The sequence below is a fragment of the Rhizobium ecuadorense genome (genome assembly GCF_001187535.1).
Taxonomy (GTDB): Bacteria; Pseudomonadota; Alphaproteobacteria; order Rhizobiales; family Rhizobiaceae; genus Rhizobium; species Rhizobium ecuadorense.
Window position 1 is genome coordinate 66,348 of the sequence record NZ_LFIO01000207.1, and the last position, 19,557, is coordinate 85,904.

The window sequence follows — 19,557 nt, forward strand, 5'->3', positions numbered from 1 at the left end:
ATGAGCGACACCGAGCGACAATCAAAAGATGCCGCCTCGACGGGCACCGGATACCGGGTGCTGGCTCGCAAATACCGCCCCAAGGATTTTACGGACCTGATGGTCGGCCAGGAGCCGATGGTCCGCACCCTGACCAACGCCTTCGAAACCGGCCGCATCGCCCAGGCCTATATGCTGACCGGCGTGCGCGGCGTCGGCAAGACGACGACGGCGCGCATCCTGGCGCGGGCGCTGAATTACAAGACATCCGATATCGACAAGCCGACGATCGACCTTCGCACCCCCGGCGAACATTGCCAGGCGATCATGGAAGGCCGCCATGTCGACGTGATCGAGATGGACGCCGCCTCCCATACCGGCATCGACGATATAAGAGAGATCATCGAGCAGGTGCGCTACCGGCCGGTTTCGGCGCGCTACAAGGTCTATATCATCGACGAAGTGCACATGCTGTCGACGCAGGCCTTCAACGGCCTGTTGAAGACGCTGGAAGAACCGCCGGAGCATGTGAAGTTCATCTTCGCCACCACCGAAATCCGTAAGGTGCCGATCACCGTGCTGTCGCGCTGCCAGCGCTTCGACCTGCGCCGCATCAGCACGTCGGATCTCGTCGGGCTGTTTTCGACGATCGCCGCCAAGGAAGGCATCGAGGCGGAACCGGATGCGCTGGCGATGATCGCACGTGCCGCCGAAGGCTCGGCGCGCGACGGCCTGTCGCTGCTCGACCAGGCGATCGCCCATGGCGCGGGCGCCGTCCAGGCCGAAGCCGTGCGCGGGATGCTCGGCCTTGCCGACCGCGCCCGGATCGTTGATCTCTTCCAGCATGTCGTCAAGGGTGACGTCGCCGCAGCCCTCGGTGAATTCCAGAGCCAGTACGAGGCCGGCGCCAATCCGGTGGTGGTGCTGACCGATCTTGCCGATTTCACCCATCTGGTAACGCGGCTGAAATACGTGCCGGATGCGGCGAACGACCCCTCGCTCAGCGAAGTCGAGCGCACCAAGGCGGCGGAATTCGCCAAGGGCGTCGCGGTCACGACGCTGTCGCGCATCTGGCAGATGCTGCTGAAAGGCATTCCGGAAACGGAAGGCTCGTCGCGGACGGCGGGTGCGGCCGAAATGGTGCTGATCCGGCTCGCGCATGCGGCGCATCTGCCGGCGCCCGAGGATGCGGCGCGGCGGCTTGCCGAATTTTCCGGCGACAATGCCGGCTCGCGGCCCTCCTCCCCGCCTTCCGGCAATGGCGGCGGCAGCGGTACGCGCGTTCCCTATCAAAGCAGTGTCGCGGCACGCGCGCCGGAAATCGCACCCGGCAAACCGCAGGCGTCGGCGCCGGTGGCGATGCTGCGCGCCGTGCCGAGCAGCCAGCCGGAGACGACGCCTGTCGGGCGGATCGAGACGAAACCGGCCGAGGCACCGAAGCCGCTCGTCCCGGTCAATTCGGTCAGTGATATCGTCGATCTCGCCGCCGAGAAGCGGGACGTCAAGCTGAAGGCACTGGTGCGCAACTTCGTGCGGCCTGTCCGCATCGAACCCGGCCGGCTGGATGTGAACCTCACCGAGGGCGCACCGGGCACGCTGCTGAACGAGCTTGCCGTCAAACTGAAGGAATGGACGGGCATCCACTGGATCGTCAGCACCAGCCGCGAAGAAGGCGGCCCGACGTTGGTGGAGGCGGAAGCCAAAGCGCAGCAACAGCGCGTCAGCGATGCCCGCCAGGACCCCGATGTCGCGGCGATCCTGGCGCAGTTTCCGGGCGCCAAGATCATCGACGTGCGCGTCAGGGCGCCGACGCCGGAGGAGGAAGCGGAAGAGGCAACACCGCCTGCCGCCGCCGAATCGGAAGACGGTGATATCCTGCCCGGCGACGACATAGAATTCTGATTTCAAGAAGGAGCGAGACGATGCGCGACATCATGGGCATGATGGGCAAAGTCAAGGAAATGCAGGCCAAGATGGAGCAGATGCAGGCGGAGATCGCCGAGCTTGCCGCCGAGGGCAAAGCGGGCGGCGGCCTCGTCACCGTCGTCATCTCCGGCAAGGGCGAACTGAAGAGCCTGAAGATCGACCCGTCGCTATTCAAGGAAGACGATGTCGAGATCCTCGAGGACCTGATCGTCGCCGCCCACAAGGACGCCAAGGACAAGGCCGAGGCGCTCGCTGCCGAAAAGACCAAGGCACTGACCGCCGGTCTGCCGATCCCACCCGGGTTCAAACTGCCGTTCTGAGAACTGGGCGCTCTCTTCATTTCACCGCTGCTCGGCTGCGATGATCGCGCTCGCGATCCAAGGGTAAAAAAGCGCTCCTAGAACTGCGCTTCCAGCATCGATCGCAGCTTGTAATGAATGGGAGCGGCGAGATAACGCACTCGGTCTGGCTCCGAAAGCCGCCGACCGAAAGTCTCCATCAGTTCCGGCATCTTGACCTTCTCTCCGGCAAAGGGTCGGTGTTCCACCGGCATTCCGGCCTTAGCCACGCCACCCCTGATCACGCGGCAGTAAATGCCGGGACGGGCGGCGGCGGTATAGCGCTTGACGAATTTCGGGTCGGCCATCCTGGCGGCGAAGGTGGCGCAGGGAATGCGGCAGGCGCTGACCTCGAGGACGAGATCACCTGATAGGAACCGGTCGCCGACGGAAACGTCGCGATTGTCGAGGTCCGAGATCACCATGTTTTCGCCGAAGGTGCCGGACTCGTACGGGCGGCCGAGTTGCTGCGCCCACCAGTCGAGCGTCAGCGATCCCTCGATATAGACGGCCTGGTCGACGCCGCCATGGTGTTTGCGGTTGCAGATGGCATCGCCGACCAGCCCTTCGGCATCGATCATCACCGCGCCGTTGACGGCATGTTTGAAGATGCCGGTCTTGTAGCTCTTGCCCGGCAGCCTTTCCGGATTGCCGGTGCACAGCGCCAGGATTTTCATGGGACGGCCGATCCTTCCGCGATTCCGTTTCCGCTCCATATCAGTTAAGAACGGCGCATGGCAAAACGAGTCACCGGCCCCGAAATCGAAAAACTCATCCAGCTTCTGGCGAAGGTGCCGGGCCTCGGGCCGCGCTCGGCGCGCCGGGCGGCACTGCACCTGATCAAGAAGAAGGACCAGTTGCTGGGGCCCCTGTCGAATGCGATGGGCGAGGCCTATGACAAGGTGAAGATCTGCTCGCGCTGCGGCAATGTCGATACCGTCGACCCCTGCACGGTCTGCACCGACACGCAGCGCGATCAATCCATCATCATCGTCGTCGAGGACGTATCCGACCTCTGGGCGCTGGAGCGGGCAGGCGCGATGAACGCCGCCTATCACGTGCTCGGCGGCACGCTGTCGCCGCTCGACGGGATCGGCCCAGACGATCTCAATATTCGCGGACTGATCGACCGGATCGGCGAAGGCGGCATCCGGGAGCTGATCATCGCGGTGAACGCCACCGTCGAGGGACAGACGACCGCGCATTACATCACCGACCAATTGCAGGGGCTTAACGTGAAGATCACCCGGCTGGCGCACGGCGTGCCGGTCGGCGGCGAACTCGACTATCTCGACGAGGGCACGCTGGCGGCGGCCCTTCGGGCAAGGACGGTGATATGAGAGGGTTTTATATGCTGCGGACACTCGCACTCGCGATAACGGCCGCTCTCCTCCCCCTCCCCGCCCTCGCAGCCCCTTCGAAAGCCGATGTCGAGGCGCAGTTCGAGACCTGGGTGCAGAAGGATCTCTGGCCGGAGGCGAAAGCGAACGGTATTTCCGAGAAGACCTTCAAGGCGGCCTTCTCCGGCATTGAGCTGAACTGGAACCTGCCCGATCTCGCCCCGCCTGGTTTCCCGCCGCCGAAGGAGCAGAAGCAGACGCAGGCGGAGTTTTCCTCGCCCGCTCCCTATTTCAACGAGGACCATCTGAAGAGGCTTGCCGCAACCGGCCGCGGCTTTGCCGCGCAATATGGCTCAACGCTGAAGCGGATCGAGAAGACCTATGGCGTGCCGGGCTCGATCGTGCTGGCCATCTGGGGCCGGGAGACCGGCTTCGGCGCGGCGAAGATCCCGAATTCGGCGGTCGAGGTGCTGGCGACCAAGGCCTTCATGTCGACGCGCAAGGAGATGTTCCGCTCCGAGCTGATGGCGGCGCTGCATATTCTCGACGGCGGCGACGTGACGCCCGCCGAGTTCAAAGGTTCGTGGGCCGGCGCGCTCGGCCAGCCGCAATTCATGCCGACGAGCTATCTGAAATATGCGGTCGATTTCGACGGCGACGGTCACCGCAACATCTGGACCTCGGTGCCGGATACGCTTGCCTCGATCGCCAACTATCTGGTCAAGAAGGGCTGGCAGCGCGACCGCGACTGGGGCTTCGAGGTCTCGATCCCGGAGGCGGTCTCCTGCGCCCAGGAGGGACCGGATCTGGCGAAACCGCTGTCGCATTGGGCTTCGCTCGGCATCGAGCGCATCTCCGGCAAGGGCTTTCCCGCGGGCGAGATGAAAGCGCAAAGCATGATGCTGGTGCCGGCCGGCCGGGACGGGCCTGAGTTCATCGTCACGCCGAATTTCTACGTCATCAAGGAATACAACAATTCCGATCTCTACGCGCTCTATATCGGCAATCTCGCCGACCGGATCGCCTCCAATGCCGGCGCCTTTGCAGGCCGATGGGGCGATGTCGGCAAGATGCTGCGCTCAGATGTCGCCGCCATGCAGAAGGCGCTGGAGCGGCAGGGCTACGATGTCGGCGGCTCCGACGGTCTGCCTGGTTACAAAACCCGGCGTTCGATCGGCCAGTGGCAGGCGAAGAACGGCATGACGCCGACCTGCTTTCCCGAAGCGACGATGAAGGGCAAGCTCAAGTAGCCGTTTCAGAGACTGCGCTTCAACCCTTCATGGCTCGCGACGAAGCCGAGCTTCTCGTAGAAACGGATCGAATCCGCCCGCGTCTTGTCCGATGTCAGCTGAACCAAGCCGCAGCCGCGCGCGGCGCATTGGCCGATCGCCCATTCGATGAAGGCGGAGCCGAGGCCCGAACCGCGAATATCGCTTGCGACACGCACGCTTTCGATCTGGCCGCGCCACATGCCCATCCTCGACAGGCCGGGAAGAAAACTCAGCTGCAGACAGCCGACGACCTTATCGGAAGCGTCGATGGCAACGGCCAGCAACTGATTGGCATCCGCCTCGATCGCGGCAAAGGCCGAGAGATAAGCCGCGTCGACGGGATCGGAGACGACCTCCCTGGTAGCGCCGAGATCGTCATCGGCGAGAAGCCGGACGATGGCGGCGAGATCGGACTGACGGGCGAGCCTGAATTGATACATGGCTGCTCTCAATGATGCAGATCGATCGGCGCCTTGTGGAAGACGTCGTCGCCGGGCGGAATGGCCTGACGTTCGATCATGCGGTGGACATGCGGCAGAGTTTCGCCGCGGTGGAGGGCGCGAAGCCTGTCGATGTTTTCGGCGTCGGCATGCGTGCGCCGCTGGTTGTGTCTTAGATATTCGACCCAGGTCGGCGTGTGGTAGGTTTCCGTCCAGAGGCCGGGATTTTCAAGATCGCGCATCAGCGCCCAGTGGCGGGCGCCGTCGCGGATGCGGATACGGCGGCGTTCGCCCATCAGCTGCATGAACTCGGCAAGGTCGTCATCTCCGATCTCGTAATCGATCTGGATGACGATCGGGCCGCTGCGCGGGGTGATGTCGAGACTGAGCGCCGGCTCGGTGAAGCGGTTCAGCGGATCGAGATTGAGCGAGGCGAAGGCCGGCATGGAAAACCGCAGGCCGGTCACGATGCCGAGCAGCATGACGACCGACGACATCAGCAGCGCATCGGCGACGCCGTAGCGATCGGCGGCCACACCCCAGAGCCAGCTGCCGCCGGCGATGCCGCCGAAGGTGACGGTCTGGTAGAGCGACAGCGCGCGACCGACCACCCAGCGCGGCGTCGACAGCTGGACGATGGTGTTGAAGAGCGAGAGCGCGGAGACCCAGCAGGCGCCGGAGACGAGCAGCCCGGCCGAGGTGAGAACGGCGCTCGGGCTGAAGGCGGCGATGACGGCGCTGAGCGCGAAGCCTGTAAAGGCCAGGCGGATGATCATCTCGCTCGACAGCATCTGGCGCAGCCGCGCATTCAGCACCGCGCCGCCTATCGCGCCGATGCCGAAGGCGCCGAGCATGAAACCATAGGTCAGCGGGCCCCCGCCGACGAGATCGAGGGCCACAACCGGCAGCAGCGCCAGGATCGAACTGGCGCCGATGCCGAAGAGCAGCCCCCGGAGAAGCACCTTTTCGAGATTGGGCGACATCGAGACATAACGCAGGCCGGCGAAGATGGCGCTGCCGAGCGCCTCGCGCGGCAGGGTCGAGACCGGCATGCTCGGGCGCCAGCGCAGCAGGGCGTAGATCAAAGCGAGGTAGCTCACGGTGTTCACCGCGAAGGCCGCGGCCGCGCCGGCTGCCGCGACGATGACGCCACCGATCGCCGGGCCGACGCTGCGGGTGATGTTGAAACCCATGCTGTTCAGCGTGACGGCGCCCGGCAGATCGGCGCGCGGCACCATGTCGCCGACCGAGGCCTGCCAGGAGGGATTGTTGAGCGCGGTGCCGCAGCCGATCAGGAAGGTGAAGAACAGCAGCAGCCAGGGCGTGATCCAGCCGAGAAGGGCGGAGATCGTCAGCAGGGCGGAGACCGTCAGCATCATGCACTGCGCCGTCAGCATCACCCGGCGGCGATCATAATTGTCGGCGAGCGCGCCCGAGATCAGCGAAAACAGCATGATCGGTAGCGCCGTCGAGGTCTGCACCAGCGCGACCATGTCCTCCGAGGCGGTGATCGTCGTCATCATCCAGGCGGCACCCACCGCCTGGATCAGGCCGCCGAAATTCGACGACAGGCTGGCAAACCAGATGGTGCGGTAGGTATCGTGCCGCAACGGCGCCAATGTCGACGAAGTGTAGGCCACGATTTCTCCGCTTTTGTTGTTGCGCCCCACGGCAATATATGCGCAAGACCGGCGCTGGCCATAGGTCTCATCACCTCGCCGGAAGCGAAATGGACGAATCGGTCGCAGACCTTGCAATTTCGGAAAAACCGGACTATATGGCTCTCAAATTCTTGATCGCTTGATGAAGAGTGGGCCGCAAGGACCCGCTCTTTTTTATTAGCGCGATCCCTAAACAGCATGAAATTGCGAGGAGCGCACCGCTTGTCGGACATGACAAACGCAGACAACGAACTTGAGCCGCGGCTGATTACCGAAACCGGGCTTGACCAGCGTCTTGCCGATATCATCGAACCCGTCCTCGTCGGCCTGGGCTTTCGGCTGATCCGCGTCCGTATGCTGAACCAGAACGGCGCGACGATGCAGGTCATGGCCGAGCGCAACGACGGGACGATGACGGTTCAGGACTGCGAAGAAATCTCGATGGCGATTTCTCCGGTCCTCGATGTGGAAGATCCGATCGATAAAGAGTATCATCTAGAGGTGTCTTCGCCCGGCATCGACCGTCCGATGGTTCGGAAATCCGATTTCGTACGCTGGCAGGGCCACCTTGTGAAATGCGAGACGTCGATCCTGATCGACAATCGCAAGCGCTTCCGCGGCAAGATCGTCGAAGCAGGCGTCGATGGTTTCACGCTGGAGCGTGACCAGGTCGCTTACGGGGAAGAGCAAAAGGTCACCATTCCCTTCACCGCGCTTAGCGATGCGAAGCTCATTCTGACCGACGACCTGATCCGCGAAGCGTTGCGCGCCGACAAGCTGGCAAAAGCCCAGGCCGCCAACCAGAACGAAGCGGACGACCAGGAATAACCGATCAACAGACCGCTCCAGGGACGGGAACCCGGGGTTAAGACGGAGAAACAAGACAATGGCAGTCAGTGCGAACCGGCTCGAACTTCTGCAGATCGCAGATGCAGTGGCGCGCGAAAAGGTCATCGACCGCGAGATCGTGCTGGCCGCAATGGCCGATGCCATCCAGAAGGCGGCACGCTCCCGTTACGGCACCGAGTCCAACATCCGGGCCGATATCAATCCGAAGACCGGCGAAATCCGTCTGCAGCGCCTGCTCGAAGTCGTCGACAAGGCCGAGGATTATTCGACGCAGATCCCGCTGGAGCTTGCCCGCGACCGCAACCCGGACGCCGCACTCGGCGATTTCATCGCCGACCCGTTGCCGCCGATGGATTTCGGCCGCATCGCCGCACAGTCCGCCAAGCAGGTGATCGTGCAGAAGGTGCGTGAAGCCGAGCGCGACCGCCAGTTCGACGAATTCAAGGACCGCGTCGGCGAAATCGTCAACGGCACCGTCAAGCGCGTCGAATACGGCAATGTCATCGTCGATCTCGGCCGTGGCGAAGGCATCATCCGCCGCGACGAAATGATCCCGCGCGAAAACGTCCGCTATGGCGATCGCGTCCGTGCCTATGTCTATGATGTCCGTCGCGAACAGCGCGGCCCGCAGATCTTCCTGTCGCGCACGCATCCGCAGTTCATGGTGAAGCTGTTCACCATGGAAGTGCCCGAGATCTACGACGGCATCATCCAGGTCAAGTCGGTCGCCCGCGATCCCGGCTCGCGCGCCAAGATCGCCGTGATCTCGAACGACAGTTCGATCGATCCGGTCGGCGCCTGCGTCGGTATGCGCGGTTCGCGCGTTCAGGCCGTCGTCGGCGAACTCCAGGGCGAGAAGATCGACATCATTCCCTGGAGCCAGGACCCGGCGACCTTCGTCGTCAACGCCCTGCAGCCGGCCGAAGTCGCCAAGGTCGTTCTCGACGAGGACGCCGAGCGCATCGAAGTCGTCGTTCCCGACGAGCAGCTGTCGCTTGCGATCGGCCGCCGCGGCCAGAACGTCCGCCTCGCCTCGCAGCTGACCGGCTGGGACATCGACATCATGACGGAGGCCGAGGAATCGGAACGCCGCCAGAAGGAATTCAACGAGCGCACCAACCTGTTCATGGATTCGCTCGACGTCGACGAAATGGTCGGCCAGGTTCTGGCCTCCGAAGGTTTTGCCGCGGTTGAAGAACTGGCCTATGTCGATCTCGACGAGATCTCCTCGATCGACGGTTTCGACGAAGAGACGGCGCAGGAAATCCAGCAGCGCGCCCGCGAATTCCTCGAGCGTCTCGAAGCCGAGATGGACGAGAAGCGCAAGGCGCTCGGCGTTCAGGACGAGCTGCGCGAAATCGACGGCATCACCGCCCAGATGATGGTGGCGCTCGGCGAAGACGGCATCAAGACCATCGAGGACTTTGCCGGTTGCGCCGCTGACGATCTCGTCGGCTGGACGGAACGCAAGAACGGCGAAACGAAGAAGTTCGAAGGCCTGTTCTCGAAGTTCGACGTCTCGCGCGTCGAAGCCGAGCAGATGATCGTCCAGGCCCGCCTGTCGGCCGGCTGGATCACCGAAGAGGATCTGGCGAAGGGGACCGAAGAAGAGGTCGCCGAAGCCGAAGCCGAACAAGAAGCATGATGACCGCGCATGAGCCGGACGCTCTCCCTGACGAGGACGACGATCTTGCAGGTTATGACGTGAACGGACGCATGTGCATCGTGACGCGCGAAAGCGGATCGCCGGAAGAGCTGATCCGCTTCGTTGCCGCTCCCGATGGAACCGTTGTCGCCGACCTGAAGCGGGAGCTTCCGGGACGCGGATGCTGGGTGAAGATCGACCGGTCGCTGGTCGACAGGGCAGTGGCGAAGAAACTCTTCGCCCGCGCTCTGAAAATGGATGTGAAGGCGGCAGACGATCTCGGCGCAAGCGTCGACCGCCTGCTCGCGGCGCAATTGATGCAGATGATGAACATGGCGCGGAAAGCCGGCCAGTTCGTCAGCGGCTCCTCGAAAGTGGATGCCGCGGTCAGAAGCGGGGCAGCCCTTGCGGTGTTCCACGCGACTGACGCAGCGGACGACGGCGTCCGGAAAATCGACCAGGCCCGCAAGGCCTGGCACCTCGGAATGGAGACCGAGGAGGAGATACCTTCCTTCCGTCTCTTCTCGGAGAGCGAAATGGAAGGCCTGATGGGCCAGAATGCTTTTATCCATGCCGCAGTGCTTGCAGGGCAGGCGGGTGAGGGTGTAGTGAAGCGCGCAAAGATGCTCGAACAGTACCGTATTGGCGGTCAGTCCCGGGCAGCGGGCGGCGCTGGCCGGCAAAAACAATGAGGCGGTCACCGGCATCGGCCGGTCGCATTCTCATTGATCGACAAGTATTGAACGACAGGGTCTGATCTAGTCATCGCTCCCTGTCCGAAGGAACGGGAACGAATGACCGATAGTAACGACGACAAGACAATCAGCGTGACGGGCAAAAAGACGCTTACCCTGAAACCATCGGGGATGAGCCAGGGCACCGTTCGCCAGGATATGGGTCGGGGCCGCACCAAGGCGGTCGTCGTCGAGACCCGTAAGCGGCGCCCGATGCGCCCGGAAGACGAAAAGCCGATCACACCTGTGGCTCCGGTGGCTCCCGTGCGTGCTGCTGAACCGGCGCCCGCACCCGTGCAGGCGCGTCCGCAGCAGGCCGCACCGGCACCGCGGATCCAGCAGGGCAACAACAACAGCCAGACGAACCAGCGTCCGCAGCAGTCCCACCAGACGCCGCGCCAGAACGATCGCCCGCGTCCGGTGGTGCTGAACCATCTGTCGCCTGAGGAAATGGACGCCCGCCGCCGGGCGCTTGCCGACGCCCAGGCGCGTGATGCCCAGGATGCGATCCGCCGCGCCGAGGAAGAAAAGCGCCGTGCCGCCGAAGAGGTTATCCGCAAGGCAGCCGAAGCTGAAGAAGCTGCCCGCAGGGCCGCTGAAGAGGCTCTCCGCCAGGCTGAGGCGCCCGTCGCCGTTGCTGAACCGGCAGTAGCAGCACCGGCTCCGGCCGAAGCACGCGCCGACACCCCGCGGCCGCAGCAGCCGGCATCGTCGGCACCTGCCGCGCGCCGGCCCGATGCGGCTGCAGCACCTGGTGCTGCCCGTCCGGCAGCAGGCGCTGCTGCCCCCGGCGCCGCTCGCGGCCGCCGCGACGAAAAGGAAGAGGACGATCGTGGCGGCGCAGCGCGCGGCGGCCCGGTCCGTGGCCGCGTCGTTCGCCCGGAACCGGCAAAGCCGGTCACGACACGCCCGAAGACGGATGAAGAGCGCCGTCGCGGCAAGCTGACGATCTCCACCGCCAACGTCGACGGCGAGGACAATGCCCGCGGCCGTTCGCTCTCGGCGATGCGCCGCCGGCAGGAGAAGTTCCGCCGCGGTCAGATGCAGGAAACCCGCGAGAAGATCTCCCGTGAGGTGATTCTGCCGGAGACCATCACCATTCAGGAACTGTCGCAGCGCATGTCCGAACGCGCCGTCGACGTCATCAAGTACCTGATGAAGGAAGGCCAGATGATGAAGCCGGGCGACGTCATCGACGCCGACCTCGCCGAACTCATTGCCGGCGAATTCGGCCATACGGTCAGGCGCGTGTCTGAATCCGACGTCGAACTCGGCATCTTCAACGTCGCCGACGAGGACGTCGAACTGGTTTCGCGCCCGCCTGTCGTCACCATCATGGGCCATGTCGACCACGGCAAGACCTCGCTGCTCGACGCCATCCGCCATGCCAACGTGGTCTCCGGCGAAGCCGGTGGCATTACGCAGCATATCGGCGCCTATCAGGTGGAGCAGAGCGGTCAGAAGATCACCTTCATCGACACCCCCGGCCACGCCGCCTTCACGGCGATGCGTGCCCGCGGTGCCCAGGCGACCGACATCGCGATCCTGGTCGTCGCGGCCGACGACAGCGTGATGCCGCAGACGATCGAATCGATCAACCACGCCAAGGCGGCCGGTGTTCCGATCATCGTTGCGATCAACAAGGTCGACAAGCACGAGGCCGATCCGCAGAAGGTCCGCAACCAGCTGCTGCAGCACGAAGTCTTCGTGGAATCCATGGGCGGTGAAGTGCTCGACGTCGAAGTTTCGGCCAAAACCGGCAAGAACCTCGACAAGCTGCTCGAGGCGATCCTGCTGCAGGCGGAAATTCTCGATCTCAAGGCCAACCCGAACCGGACTGCCGAAGGTACCGTCATCGAAGCCCAGCTCGATCGTGGCCGTGGTTCGGTCGCGACCGTGCTCGTCCAGAAGGGCACGCTGCGTCCGGGCCAGATCATCGTCGCCGGCGACGTCTGGGGCCGCGTGCGCGCCCTGGTCACCGACAAGGGCGACCATGTGAAGGAAGCCGGCCCCGCGACCCCGGTCGAGGTTCTCGGTCTTTCCGGCACGCCGCAGGCGGGCGACAAGTTCGCCGTCGTCGAAAGCGAAAGCCGCGCCCGCGAGATCTCCGAATATCGTCAGCGTCTGGCCCGCGACAAGGCGGCTGCCCGTCAGTCGGGACAGCGCGGTTCGCTGGAACAGATGATGATGCAGCGCCAGAGCGCCGGCATCAAGGAGTTCCCGCTTGTTATCAAGGGTGACGTGCAGGGCTCGATCGAAGCAATTGCCGGCGCACTTGAGAAGCTCGGCACCGACGAGGTCCGCGCCCGCATCGTTCATTCCGGCGCCGGCGGCATCACCGAGTCGGATATCTCGCTCGCCGAAGCTTCGAACGCGGCCATCATCGGCTTCAACGTTCGTGCAAATACGCAGGCACGCCAGTTCGCTGAGCGCGAAGGCATCGAAATCCGCTACTACAACATCATCTACGACCTGGTAGATGACGTGAAGGCGGCGATGTCGGGCCTGCTCTCTCCTGAACGGCGCGAAACCTTCATCGGCAATGCCGAAATCCTCGAGGTGTTCAACATCACCAAGGTCGGCAAGGTCGCAGGCTGCCGTGTCGTCGAAGGCAAGGTCGAACGTGGTGCGGGCGTCCGCCTCATCCGCAACGACGTCGTCGTTCACGAAGGCAAGCTCAAGACCCTCAAGCGCTTCAAGGACGAAGTCTCCGAAGTGCCGATGGGCCAGGAATGCGGCATGGCCTTCGAAAACTACGAGGATATGCGCGCAGGCGACGTCATCGAGTGCTTCCGCGTCGAGCATATCACGCGCACGCTCTAAGCCGCCGCGCGCCTTAAGCGCAGCATCAGCTTTCCGAAAGCCATTCGCCAGCCCGGCGGATGGCTTTCGGGTATCCGCCGACTTGACCTTTTCAGTCAAAAGAGTCATGGACGCTCTCCTTTGACGGGTTCGATTCCCAGCCGCATCGGCAAATAGAGATAACAATGACCAGAGCAACTTCTTCCGCGCCTTCGCAGCGCATGCTGCGCGTTGGCGAACAGGTCCGCGCCGCGATCACCCAGGTATTGCAGCGCGGCGAAGTGCGCGACGACGTCATCGAAGCGACCGTGATCTCGATCTCGGAAGTGCGCATGTCGCCCGACCTCAAGATCGCCACCGCCTATGTGACGCCACTCGGCGTTTCCGACCACAGCATCGTCATCGAGGCATTGAACCGTCATACCAAGTATATCCGCGGCAGGCTGGGGCAGCAGCTTCGGCAGATGAAATACATGCCGGAGGTGCGCTTCCGCGACGATACCAGCTTCGACAACTACAAAAAAATCGACGAGCTGCTGCGCTCGCCCGAGGTGAGCCGCGATCTCGACGGCGATAATGACGAACAATAAACAGAAGAGACGCATGTCCAAACCACGCAAACCCAAGGGCCGGCCGATCTCCGGCTGGCTGATCCTCGACAAGCCGGTGGATTTCGGCTCGACCGAAGCCGTTTCCAAGATCAAGTGGCTCTACAAGGCGCAGAAGGCCGGACATGCCGGCACGCTCGATCCGCTCGCCTCCGGCATGCTGCCGATCGCGCTCGGCGATGCGACGAAGACCGTTCCCTATGTGATGGACGGCCGCAAGATCTATGAATTCACGGTCAGCTGGGGCGAAGAGCGGGCGACCGACGATCTCGAGGGCGAAGTGACCGCAAGTTCGGACAAACGCCCGAGCGAACAGCAGATCCGCGATATCCTGCCTGGCTATATCGGCACCATCAGCCAGGTGCCGCCGCAGTTTTCGGCGATCAAGATATCGGGTGAACGCGCCTATGATCTGGCGCGCGAAGGCGAAACCGTCGAAATCCCCTCGCGCGAAGTCGATATCTTCCGGCTGACATTGCTCGCCTGCCCGGACGCCAACAGCGCGCATTTCGAAGTCGAATGCGGCAAGGGCACCTATGTCAGGGCGCTCGCCCGCGATTTCGGCCGGGAACTCGGCTGCTACGGCCACGTATCCGGGCTGCGGCGCACCTTCGTCGCGCCCTTCCCGGAAGAGGCCATGGTGCCGCTTGCCACCCTCGTGGCGCTTGAGGCGATCGAAGATATGGACGAGCGGCTCGCCGCCCTCGACGCGCTGCTGATCGACACCTGCGAGGCGCTATCGGCCCTGCCCCATCTCGTCATCAACGACGACCAGGCGCACCGGCTGAAAATGGGCAATCCGATCCTCGTGCGCGGCCGCGATGCGCCGGTTGCCGAAAGCGAAGCCTATGCGACGGCCCGCGGCAGGCTGATCGCGATCGGCGAGATCGGCCAGGGCGAGTTTCGCCCGAAGCGGGTTTTTGGCTGACGCTGTACAGCTGACGATTGTCAGGCGTTAGCGATGCGATATCTTCCTTTCGGGCCATAACGGCCCGAGGGGCGCTGGCCGCCCGAGGGGCCATGGTGGCCCGACAAGGGGGATGATTATGCGCGCAACCGCTATCGGCATACTGACGTTCTTTTCGATGTTCCTGGCCGTTACCGGCGCTCAATCGGCCGAGCGATGGGCCGAGCTCCCGGCCTTTCCTGACATGCCTTTGCCGAAGACCAGCGGCATGGCCGATGTGAACGACATCAAGATGTATTATGCCGAATATGGCGAAGGCGAGCCGATGCTCTTCATCCATGGCGGGCTTGGCAATGCCGAGGTCTGGGGTCACCAGGTCGCCGAATTCGCCAAAGACCACCTGGTCATTGTTGCCGACAGCCGCGGGCATGGGCGCTCGACGCGCAGCCGACAGCCTTTCGGCTACGATCTGATGACATCGGATTATGCCGCGCTTCTCGACCATTTGAAGATCGGCAAGGTGACGCTGGTGGGATGGTCGGACGGCGGCATTATCGGCATCGACATGGCGATGAGATATCCGGAAAAGCTGACCCGCGTCATTGCCCAGGCCGCCAACGTCACGACCGATGGCGTCAAGCCTGACGTCCTGAGCAACAAGACCTTCAACGACTATATCAACGTCGCCGGCGAACAGTACCGGAAGCTGTCGCCGACGCCGAACGAGTACGACGCCTTCGTCACCCAGATCTCCGAGATGTGGGCGACGCAGCCGGCCTGGACGGCGGCGGATCTTGCAAAGATCACGGTGCCTGTCACGCTCGCCATCGGCGATCACGATGAAGCCGTGAAGCTCGACCATACTCAGATGATGGCGACAGAGATTCCGGGCGCAAAGCTCGTCATCCTGAAAGACGCCAGCCATTTCGCCATGCTGCAGGATCCGGAGGGCTACAATGCGATGATCCGGGAGGCCATGGCGGGCCGCTGAAAACCGCTGCGGCAGCTCCCCTCTTTCCATCGCTGCTTATTTGGTTTATAGGCAGCGCCAGCGTCAGGTTCGCCTGCTCGCATTCACGGCCAAAGCTGGACGGCATCCCGGCTTTTGGCGACCTTTATCTCCTCTCTTAGAAAGGATCACTCGATGTCGATCACTGCTGAGCGCAAGTCTGCGCTGATCAAGGAATACGCAACCGCCGAAGGCGACACCGGTTCTCCTGAGGTTCAGGTCGCGATCCTGACCGAACGCATCAACAACCTGACCGAACACTTCAAGGACCACAAGAAGGATAACCATTCCCGCCGTGGCCTGTTGACGATGGTTTCGAGCCGCCGCTCGCTTCTTGATTATCTCAAGAAGAAGGATGAAGGCCGCTATTCCAAGCTGATTTCCAGCCTGGGTATCCGCCGCTAAGATTGTCCGGCGGGCGCTTTCGAGCGCCCGCCGGATCCTGTTTCGGGATATGGTTCCCGATGAAATGTTCCAGCCGCGCCCTATCTCCAAGCGGTGGAACGACCGGCGGACCCGGATGGGCCGGTTCTGCCAAACCAACCGTTGACCTGTCATGGGGCAGGATTGCCGGATGCTTTCGGCCAAGGCTTCTTCAAGGCTTTGGCCTGGTTTTCCCAGGAACCCTCGGATTTCCCGAGGAAACCGCGGATGAAAAGCCTCCCGTTGTCTTGCCCGTGATACGTCACATTGTTTGCGGTCGACTGTGCGCTGCGCTTTGATATCGGCGATGGCGCGTGCTCCCGCATTGAAGGACAAGTCATGTTTGATACACACACAGTCGAAATCGAGTGGGCCGGCCGCCCGCTGAAGCTCGAAACCGGCAAGATCGCCCGTCAGGCCGACGGCGCCGTTCTCGCCACCTATGGTGAAACCGTCGTTCTCGCCACCGTCGTTTCGGCCAAGGCACCGAAGCCCGGCCAGGACTTCTTTCCGCTCACCGTCAACTACCAGGAAAAGACCTATGCGGCCGGCAAAATCCCTGGCGGCTATTTCAAGCGCGAAGGCCGCCCGTCTGAAAAGGAAACGCTGGTTTCCCGCCTGATCGACCGCCCGATCCGCCCGCTGTTCCCGGAAGGCTACAAGAACGACACGCAGGTCGTCGTCACCGTCGTTCAGCACGACCTTGAAAACGATCCCGACGTATTGTCGATGGTTGCTGCGTCGGCAGCGCTGACGCTCTCCGGCGTTCCCTTCATGGGCCCGGTCGGCGGTGCGCGCGTCGGCTACATCAACGGCGAATACGTTCTCAACCCGCATCTCGACGAGATGGACGAATCGAGCCTCGATCTCGTCGTCGCCGGCACCTACGACGCCGTGCTGATGGTTGAATCCGAAGCCAAGGAACTCAACGAAGAAGTCATGCTCGGCGCCGTCATGTTCGGCCACAAGGGCTTCCAGCCGGTTCTCGACGCGATCATCAAGCTCGCCGAAGTGGCCGCCAAGGAGCCGCGCGACTTCCAGCCGGAAGACTATTCCGCTCTCGAAACCGAGATGCTCGGCCTTGCCGAAGGCGAACTTCGCCAGGCCTACAAGATCACCCAGAAGGCTGATCGCTACGCTGCCGTCGACGCCGTAAAGGCGAAGGTGAAGGCACACTTCCTCCCCGAGGAAGGCGAAGCCCGCTACACGGCCGAGGAAGTCGGCGCGATCTTCAAGCACCTGCAGGCGAAAATCGTCCGCTGGAACATCCTCGACACCAAGAGCCGCATCGACGGCCGCGACCTCGAAACCGTTCGTCCGATCGTTTCGGAAGTCGGCCTTCTGCCGCGCACCCATGGTTCGGCGCTGTTCACCCGCGGTGAAACCCAGGCGATCGTCGTTGCCACGCTCGGCACCGGCGAAGACGAACAGTATGTCGACAGCCTGACGGGCATGTACAAGGAGCGCTTCCTGCTCCACTACAACTTCCCTCCCTACTCGGTTGGCGAAACCGGCCGCATGGGCTCCCCGGGCCGTCGTGAAATCGGCCACGGCAAGCTCGCATGGCGCGCGATCCGCCCGATGCTGCCGACACCGGAGCAGTTCCCCTACACGCTGCGCGTCGTCTCCGAGATCACCGAGTCGAACGGCTCCTCCTCGATGGCGACCGTCTGCGGCACCTCGCTCGCTCTGATGGATGCCGGCGTTCCGCTGGCCAAGCCGGTTGCCGGTATCGCCATGGGTCTGATCCTGGAAGGCGACCGCTTCGCCGTCCTCTCCGACATCCTCGGTGACGAAGACCACCTCGGCGACATGGATTTCAAGGTTGCAGGGACCGCCGACGGCATCACCTCGCTGCAGATGGACATCAAGATCGCCGGGATCACCGAAGAGATCATGAAGGTTGCCCTTGGCCAGGCCCAGGGCGGTCGTGCTCACATTCTCGGCGAAATGGCCAAGGCCATCACCGAAAGCCGCGGCCAGCTCGGCGAATTCGCTCCGCGCATCGAAGTCATGAACATCCCGGTCGACAAGATCCGTGAAGTCATCGGCTCGGGCGGCAAGGTCATCCGCGAAATCGTCGAAAAGACCGGCGCGAAGATCAACATCGAAGACGACGGCACCGTCAAGATCGCCTCCTCCTCCGGCAAGGAAATCGAAGCGGCCCGCAAGTGGATCCACTCGATCGTCGCCGAGCCCGAGATCGGCCAGATCTACGAAGGCACGGTCGTCAAGACCGCCGACTTCGGCGCCTTCGTCAACTTCTTCGGCGCCCGCGACGGCCTCGTCCACATCTCGCAGCTCGCCTCCGAGCGTGTTGCCAAGACGCAGGACGTCGTCAAGGAAGGCGACAAGGTCTGGGTCAAGCTGCTCGGCTTCGACGAACGCGGCAAGGTTCGCCTGTCGATGAAGGTCGTCGACCAGGCCACCGGCCAGGAGATCGCGAACGAGAAGAAGAAGGAAGAAGCGGCCGAATAAGCCGCGTCTCCCAGATTGAAATCCGGGCGCGGGAATCTTCCGCGCCCTTTTTGTATCCTGGTTTTGCGCGTGTCGCGGCGGCAAAACCGCTCGACACTTTGCGCGACATGCTTTTAACGAGACGAGACCCATGAGCCGCGAGACGCTGAAGACCCTGTTCCATCCCTTTGCCAGCGGCACAGTCGAGGCGCCCGGCGAGGGCGAGCGCGTGCTATTCCTCGGCGCTGAGGCAGGCTTTGCGCTGCCGGAAGGTTTTGCTGGCTCGCTCAGCGCCGTCCAGGGCTTCCGGCCGCTCTACCGGCAGCTGCTGGCCCAGCGGATCGACGCCAAACCCGAGATCGACGGCGAGGACTACGATGCCGCCCTGGTGCTCTGCACGAAGCACAAGGGCGAGAACGAGGCCAATCTCGCCGCGGCCATCGCCCGCACGCGGATGGGCGGCCTGATCGTCGTTGCCGGCGCCAAGGAAGACGGCATCCAGCCGCTGCGCAAGCGCCTGGAAGGCTTCGGTCTCGCCATCGACCATATGCCGAAATATCACGGTGTCGCCTTCTGGTTCGGCCGCCCTGCCGAGGCTAACGAGATCGTCTCCAAGCTGGCAAAGGCACCGGTGCGCGTCGACGGCCGTTTCAATGCCACCGCCGGCATGTTCTCGCATGACCGGATCGATGCCGGGTCGGAACTGCTCGCCTCGCGGCTGCCGCAGGATTTTACCGGCGACGTGGCGGACTTCGGCGCCGGCTGGGGTTATCTCTCCGTCGAGCTGGCGCAGAGATCGCGTGGACTGACCCGTCTCGACCTCTACGAGGCCGACCACGCGGCGCTGGAGGCCGCCAGGGACAATCTGGCGGAAAACTGCCCGAACGCGCCTGCGCGCTTCTTCTGGCACGATCTGGCGGGCGAGCCGGTCAAGGACAAATACGATCTCATCATCATGAACCCGCCCTTCCACGAAGGGCACGCCGCCGAGCCGGCGCTCGGCCAGGCGATGATCAAGACTGCCGCATCCGCGCTTCGCGGCGGCGGCCGCCTGATGCTGGTCGCCAATCGCGGCCTGCCCTACGAGCCGGTTCTGGCGGCAAATTTCAGGGAAAGTGGCGAAACCTGCCGCAACGCCCGCTTCAAGGTTCTCTGGGCAAAAAAATAG

Annotated in this window: 17 protein-coding genes; 14 read left to right on the plus strand and 3 right to left on the minus strand. The window is 63.2% G+C overall.

Going from position 1 to position 19,557, the window contains the following annotated elements; genetic code table 11:
• A complete protein-coding gene (locus tag AF337_RS05075) occupies positions 1-1,881 on the plus strand; it encodes a DNA polymerase III subunit gamma/tau (protein WP_049731262.1) in 1,881 nt (626 codons plus the stop codon).
• 20 nt (positions 1,882-1,901) lie between these two features.
• Positions 1,902-2,225 carry a YbaB/EbfC family nucleoid-associated protein gene (locus AF337_RS05080; RefSeq protein WP_049731263.1) on the plus strand — a complete coding sequence of 108 codons (324 nt, stop codon included), beginning with the start codon at positions 1,902-1,904 and terminating at the stop codon, positions 2,223-2,225.
• A gap of 77 nt (positions 2,226-2,302) precedes the next feature.
• On the opposite strand, the gene AF337_RS05085 is transcribed toward AF337_RS05080, so the two are convergent.
• Positions 2,303-2,920, minus strand: coding sequence for an MOSC domain-containing protein (locus AF337_RS05085; protein WP_184342660.1), 618 nt, complete (start codon positions 2,918-2,920; stop codon positions 2,303-2,305).
• Between the two features lie 57 nt (positions 2,921-2,977).
• On the opposite strand from AF337_RS05085, the gene recR reads away from it, so the two are divergent.
• Positions 2,978-3,583, plus strand: a complete 606-nt coding sequence (recR, locus tag AF337_RS05090; RefSeq protein WP_012559493.1) for a recombination mediator RecR — start codon at positions 2,978-2,980, stop codon at positions 3,581-3,583.
• A complete protein-coding gene (locus AF337_RS05095; RefSeq protein WP_425287878.1) occupies positions 3,580-4,833 on the plus strand; it encodes a lytic murein transglycosylase in 1,254 nt (417 codons plus the stop codon). The genes recR and AF337_RS05095 overlap by 4 nt, the downstream gene beginning before the upstream one ends.
• A gap of 5 nt (positions 4,834-4,838) precedes the next feature.
• Here AF337_RS05095 and AF337_RS05100 read toward each other — a convergent pair whose 3' ends face one another.
• Entirely contained in the window at positions 4,839-5,294 is a 456-nt protein-coding gene (locus AF337_RS05100) for a GNAT family N-acetyltransferase (protein ID WP_049731266.1), read from the minus strand.
• 8 nt (positions 5,295-5,302) lie between these two features.
• Positions 5,303-6,934 (minus strand): MFS transporter, encoded by a 1,632-nt coding sequence (locus tag AF337_RS05105; protein ID WP_049731267.1) that lies wholly within the window; start codon positions 6,932-6,934, stop codon positions 5,303-5,305.
• Between the two features lie 243 nt (positions 6,935-7,177).
• Between AF337_RS05105 and rimP the strand changes: the two genes are divergently transcribed.
• From rimP to AF337_RS05155, 10 genes are all read left to right on the plus strand, one after another.
• Positions 7,178-7,783, plus strand: coding sequence for a ribosome maturation factor RimP (gene rimP / locus AF337_RS05110; protein WP_049731268.1), 606 nt, complete (start codon positions 7,178-7,180; stop codon positions 7,781-7,783).
• A gap of 58 nt (positions 7,784-7,841) precedes the next feature.
• On the plus strand, positions 7,842-9,449 hold the full coding sequence (nusA, locus tag AF337_RS05115) for a transcription termination factor NusA (protein ID WP_049731269.1): 1,608 nt from the start codon (positions 7,842-7,844) through the stop codon (positions 9,447-9,449).
• Positions 9,446-10,141 (plus strand): RNA-binding protein, encoded by a 696-nt coding sequence (locus tag AF337_RS05120; protein WP_184342664.1) that lies wholly within the window; start codon positions 9,446-9,448, stop codon positions 10,139-10,141. The genes nusA and AF337_RS05120 overlap by 4 nt, the downstream gene beginning before the upstream one ends.
• Positions 10,142-10,243: 102 nt before the next feature.
• A complete protein-coding gene (gene infB / locus AF337_RS05125) occupies positions 10,244-13,006 on the plus strand; it encodes a translation initiation factor IF-2 (RefSeq protein ID WP_049731270.1) in 2,763 nt (920 codons plus the stop codon).
• 164 nt (positions 13,007-13,170) lie between these two features.
• Positions 13,171-13,575 (plus strand): 30S ribosome-binding factor RbfA, encoded by a 405-nt coding sequence (gene rbfA / locus AF337_RS05130; RefSeq protein ID WP_049731271.1) that lies wholly within the window; start codon positions 13,171-13,173, stop codon positions 13,573-13,575.
• Between the two features lie 13 nt (positions 13,576-13,588).
• Entirely contained in the window at positions 13,589-14,521 is a 933-nt protein-coding gene (truB, locus tag AF337_RS05135) for a tRNA pseudouridine(55) synthase TruB (protein ID WP_049731272.1), read from the plus strand.
• Positions 14,522-14,639: 118 nt separating this feature from the next.
• Positions 14,640-15,491: an alpha/beta fold hydrolase gene (locus tag AF337_RS05140; RefSeq protein WP_049731273.1), complete on the plus strand. Its 852-nt coding sequence runs from the start codon at positions 14,640-14,642 to the stop codon at positions 15,489-15,491.
• A 153-nt stretch (positions 15,492-15,644) separates the two neighbouring features.
• Positions 15,645-15,914 (plus strand): 30S ribosomal protein S15, encoded by a 270-nt coding sequence (gene rpsO, locus AF337_RS05145; protein WP_025417456.1) that lies wholly within the window; start codon positions 15,645-15,647, stop codon positions 15,912-15,914.
• Between the two features lie 357 nt (positions 15,915-16,271).
• A complete protein-coding gene (pnp, locus tag AF337_RS05150) occupies positions 16,272-18,410 on the plus strand; it encodes a polyribonucleotide nucleotidyltransferase (protein WP_049731348.1) in 2,139 nt (712 codons plus the stop codon).
• A 130-nt stretch (positions 18,411-18,540) separates the two neighbouring features.
• The gene (locus AF337_RS05155; protein ID WP_049731274.1) at positions 18,541-19,557 is read left to right on the plus strand and encodes a class I SAM-dependent methyltransferase; all 1,017 of its coding nucleotides are present in this window, start codon (positions 18,541-18,543) and stop codon (positions 19,555-19,557) included.

Bases quoted from the DNA above. Each gene is read 5' to 3' on its own strand.
- AF337_RS05075 (WP_049731262.1), top strand. From the start codon at position 1: ATGAGCGACACCGAGCGACAATCAAAAGATGCCGCCTCGACGGGCACC.
- AF337_RS05080 (WP_049731263.1), top strand. From the start codon at position 1,902: ATGCGCGACATCATGGGCATGATGGGCAAAGTCAAGGAAATGCAGGCC.
- AF337_RS05085 (WP_184342660.1), bottom strand. From the start codon at position 2,920: ATGAAAATCCTGGCGCTGTGCACCGGCAATCCGGAAAGGCTGCCGGGC.
- recR (WP_012559493.1), top strand. From the start codon at position 2,978: ATGGCAAAACGAGTCACCGGCCCCGAAATCGAAAAACTCATCCAGCTT.
- AF337_RS05095 (WP_425287878.1), top strand. From the start codon at position 3,580: ATGAGAGGGTTTTATATGCTGCGGACACTCGCACTCGCGATAACGGCC.
- AF337_RS05100 (WP_049731266.1), bottom strand. From the start codon at position 5,294: ATGTATCAATTCAGGCTCGCCCGTCAGTCCGATCTCGCCGCCATCGTC.
- nusA (WP_049731269.1), top strand. From the start codon at position 7,842: ATGGCAGTCAGTGCGAACCGGCTCGAACTTCTGCAGATCGCAGATGCA.
- AF337_RS05120 (WP_184342664.1), top strand. From the start codon at position 9,446: ATGATGACCGCGCATGAGCCGGACGCTCTCCCTGACGAGGACGACGAT.
- infB (WP_049731270.1), top strand. From the start codon at position 10,244: ATGACCGATAGTAACGACGACAAGACAATCAGCGTGACGGGCAAAAAG.
- rbfA (WP_049731271.1), top strand. From the start codon at position 13,171: ATGACCAGAGCAACTTCTTCCGCGCCTTCGCAGCGCATGCTGCGCGTT.
- truB (WP_049731272.1), top strand. From the start codon at position 13,589: ATGTCCAAACCACGCAAACCCAAGGGCCGGCCGATCTCCGGCTGGCTG.
- AF337_RS05140 (WP_049731273.1), top strand. From the start codon at position 14,640: ATGCGCGCAACCGCTATCGGCATACTGACGTTCTTTTCGATGTTCCTG.
- rpsO (WP_025417456.1), top strand. From the start codon at position 15,645: ATGTCGATCACTGCTGAGCGCAAGTCTGCGCTGATCAAGGAATACGCA.
- pnp (WP_049731348.1), top strand. From the start codon at position 16,272: ATGTTTGATACACACACAGTCGAAATCGAGTGGGCCGGCCGCCCGCTG.
- AF337_RS05155 (WP_049731274.1), top strand. From the start codon at position 18,541: ATGAGCCGCGAGACGCTGAAGACCCTGTTCCATCCCTTTGCCAGCGGC.